The sequence below is a fragment of the Nocardia cerradoensis NBRC 101014 genome, assembly GCF_000308535.1.
GTDB lineage: Bacteria > Actinomycetota > Actinomycetes > Mycobacteriales > Mycobacteriaceae > Nocardia > Nocardia cerradoensis.
Genome location: NZ_BAFW01000302.1, coordinates 1 through 2,583, shown reverse-complemented (window position 1 = coordinate 2,583; position 2,583 = coordinate 1). Strand labels below are relative to the sequence as shown.

Below are 2,583 nucleotides of genomic sequence, written 5' to 3'. Positions count from 1 at the left end.
GTGCTCCCAATACGGCCGACCGCAGGTGTCGCAGTGGGTGAGCGCTTGGCCGATCCATGCGAATGTCTGGCACACCGGGCGGCGCGCTGTGTCGTCGCATCCGCAGGTGTCGGTGTGGCGGTCGCCGTGCTTGCCGTCAGGTCCGGTCGGACGTTGCCGCCCGACATCACGCAGTAGTTCGGCGATCACCGCGGCGTAGCGGTCGCGCTGTTCGCCTTCCGGGTAGAAGTTCAGGACGGCGCATTCGGCGTAGCTGAGTGCTTCGCCCACGGTCTTCATGCTGCGCGGCGAGTGCAGGGCGCTGCCCTGTGTGTGTTCGGCGCTCATCCGTACAGCGCGGCGGTGATGATCGGGGTCCAGTAGACGGGGCCGTGGCCCTCGAGGGTGATCACCGGGTGATGCAGCAAGGGGGCGAGCAAGCAGCGCAGCATTACGAGTTCTCCGTGTTCTCAGTGGTGGTGGGCCGGGTCAGGCAGACGCGGCAGTGGCAGTTGTCGGCGCCGGGTCCGGTGTGGCCGAGAGCGCCGGCGGTCGCGGCGGCGGCGAGGTAGGCGAGAGTCGATGGAGTGCCGGCCATCAGGTGTCCCCATCGGTGACGGTGGTCTTCTCGTCGGTGGTGATGTATCCCCGTGCGAGGAAAACGCGCAGCACAAGATCACGAATGTGGTCCCAGCGCCGCGCCTTCGCGTCCTGGCGGCGATGCCAGTCCGCATGCACCTCCGGACGGATCACGTACACACCGCACGGCTCACACACCGACGACACCGGCGGCAGTCCCACCGGTGGGGACATGCGCGGGAGTTCGGCCGCCGGCGGAGCGGGGGTCGATTTTCGGCGGCTGATTGTCAGCTTCGAGCGGTTCACAGGTCAGCGAACCGCCGCGTGGTTGCGTGGTAGTCGGAGAGCGGTTCGGATGCCTGCTCACTCACTGTCGCCCACCGCCTCGATCAGGTCGGCGAGCGCGCGCAACGTGGAGGGTGTGGCCGCCCAGGAGGCGAACGGGTAGGGCTGGAATCCTCCGTCGATGATCCGGCCGGCTTCGGTGTTCCGCATGTCGTCCGGGGCTTCGGGATGGTCGAGCAGCACCAGGGTTTCGCCGCCCTTCTCGGCGACGGAGACGATTGTTCCGGTGTCAGTGGTGATGGACTGGGCGGGCATCAGATCCCCTCGGGGTGGTCGGAGGTAGCGAAGCGGACGGCTTCGATCGCGTGATCGAGAGCGAGTTCGTCGCGGTTGCGGTAGCCGGCCTGGAATCCGGTGCAGTACAGGGCGACGAGCGAGAAGACGGCGAGGATGTCGGCGAGGGCGACGAACCCGACCGGCCAGGCGGTGGTGATGAGCAGCAGCACCGGGAGGCCGAACGCGACGGTGACGAAGCTGGCGAATGCCGCGCGGGTGAACGCGCGGCTTTCGGTGCGGATCACTGGATCGGCGCCAGGCGGACGTTGCGGAGCTTGATCGAGTACGCCCAGGTGGGGATGTTGACGACGCCGGGGCCGTCCACGTTGTCGTTGTCGATGAGGCCGGTGTGGTCGCTGCCGTCGAAGTCGATGTCGCATCCGGCGTCGGCGCAGGTTTCCCAGTAGCCGCCGCGGCTGTTCTTCGGGATGACGCGGTAGTTGCCGGGTGCGATTTCGGCCGGCACCAGCCAGGTGCCGTTCGTGCTGTACGGGTCGACCAGCGGGGGCGGGGTGGTGGCGATGCGGGACACGGCGGCGGGGACGAGTCCGGCGGTGCTGGACAGGCTGGCCGGGCTGGAGTTGCTGTCGTCGGGGTCGCACGCGGTGACCGCGAAAGTGGTTGCGGCGGCGGCGATGAGAGCGATGGCGGTGCGGCGCAGGGCGCGCATGACGATGAGTCCTTTCGGAGAAGGGAGTGAGGGAAGGGGATGTGGGCGGGCCGCCCGCAGAGCGGCCCGCCGAACGGGGGAGCGGGATTACTTGACGGGTTCGATGACGGCCGGGGCGGGACCGAACACGAGTTCGTGGCCGTGGCCGCTGTCGAGCTTGCTGGCGATCTCGTCGGTGACGTGCTCGAACGCGGCGCGCATCAGGTCGTCCAGGTGCAGGATCTTGTAGCCGATCCGCAGCTGCTGGTGTTCGATGCGGTAACGCAGCGCGGCCTTCACCTCCACCACCGCGCCGCCCCGCCAGATCGAGATGTGGAGGGTGAACTGCTCGGGCACCTCGAGCTGTCCGGCGTTGCCGGCCTGGGCGTCGATGGTCTCGCGGTAGGACAGCTGGACCTGACCATTGCTGATCCGGTTGGAGCTGGTGAAGTCGACGCTCTTCGTAGCCTGGAACGACTGCGCGAGTTCCAGCATGTCCGCAGCGGTCGGGCTGACGATGTCGGCGGCAGAGTCCTGGATGAACTCGGCGAACGTGGTCTGCGCGACGTAGTCGCCGTTGCCCTTCTTCCAGCGGGCGAACTGGTCGGACAGCATCATCTGCAGGATGATGCGGTGCTCGCGCCATCCGGTGTAGTCGATGACCGCAGTGAGCCGTTGCTGTGTTTCGTCGGCGAAGATCACCGACTCCTCGTGTTCGGGTCGGGCGAGCAGCAGCGCGAACGAGTCGACGGCGG

At 67.6% G+C, this 2,583-nt stretch carries 7 protein-coding genes; all 7 read right to left on the bottom strand.

Translation table 11 applies throughout. The annotated features are described in order from the left end of the window. On the bottom strand, positions 1-327 hold a 327-nt coding region (locus ON23_RS28125; protein WP_051043482.1), incomplete at its 3' end, for a hypothetical protein. A gap of 103 nt (positions 328-430) precedes the next feature. Next, complete coding sequence (locus ON23_RS38115) at positions 431-577, bottom strand: hypothetical protein (protein WP_157170301.1); 147 nt, start codon at positions 575-577, stop codon at positions 431-433. Beyond that, positions 577-792 carry a hypothetical protein gene (locus tag ON23_RS28120; RefSeq protein WP_039781939.1) on the bottom strand — a complete coding sequence of 72 codons (216 nt, stop codon included), beginning with the start codon at positions 790-792 and terminating at the stop codon, positions 577-579. Before ON23_RS28120 ends, ON23_RS38115 begins: the two co-directional genes overlap by 1 nt. A gap of 129 nt (positions 793-921) precedes the next feature. Continuing rightward, positions 922-1,158: a hypothetical protein gene (locus tag ON23_RS28115; protein ID WP_039781937.1), complete on the bottom strand. Its 237-nt coding sequence runs from the start codon at positions 1,156-1,158 to the stop codon at positions 922-924. Further along, the gene (locus tag ON23_RS28110; protein WP_039781936.1) at positions 1,158-1,424 is read right to left on the bottom strand and encodes a hypothetical protein; all 267 of its coding nucleotides are present in this window, start codon (positions 1,422-1,424) and stop codon (positions 1,158-1,160) included. Before ON23_RS28110 ends, ON23_RS28115 begins: the two co-directional genes overlap by 1 nt. Beyond that, entirely contained in the window at positions 1,421-1,849 is a 429-nt protein-coding gene (locus ON23_RS28105) for an Rv1352/Rv1906c domain-containing protein (RefSeq protein ID WP_039781934.1), read from the bottom strand. Before ON23_RS28105 ends, ON23_RS28110 begins: the two co-directional genes overlap by 4 nt. Before the next feature lie 87 nt (positions 1,850-1,936). Next, a partial coding sequence (locus ON23_RS28100) for a DUF2303 family protein (RefSeq protein ID WP_039781933.1) occupies positions 1,937-2,583 on the bottom strand: 647 nt, incomplete at its 5' end.

Excerpts from the sequence above, each read along its gene's own strand:
- ON23_RS38115 (WP_157170301.1), bottom strand. The coding sequence starts at position 577 with ATGGCCGGCACTCCATCGACTCTCGCCTACCTCGCCGCCGCCGCGACC.
- ON23_RS28105 (WP_039781934.1), bottom strand. The coding sequence starts at position 1,849 with ATGCGCGCCCTGCGCCGCACCGCCATCGCTCTCATCGCCGCCGCCGCA.
- ON23_RS28120 (WP_039781939.1), bottom strand. The coding sequence starts at position 792 with ATGTCCCCACCGGTGGGACTGCCGCCGGTGTCGTCGGTGTGTGAGCCG.
- ON23_RS28115 (WP_039781937.1), bottom strand. The coding sequence starts at position 1,158 with ATGCCCGCCCAGTCCATCACCACTGACACCGGAACAATCGTCTCCGTC.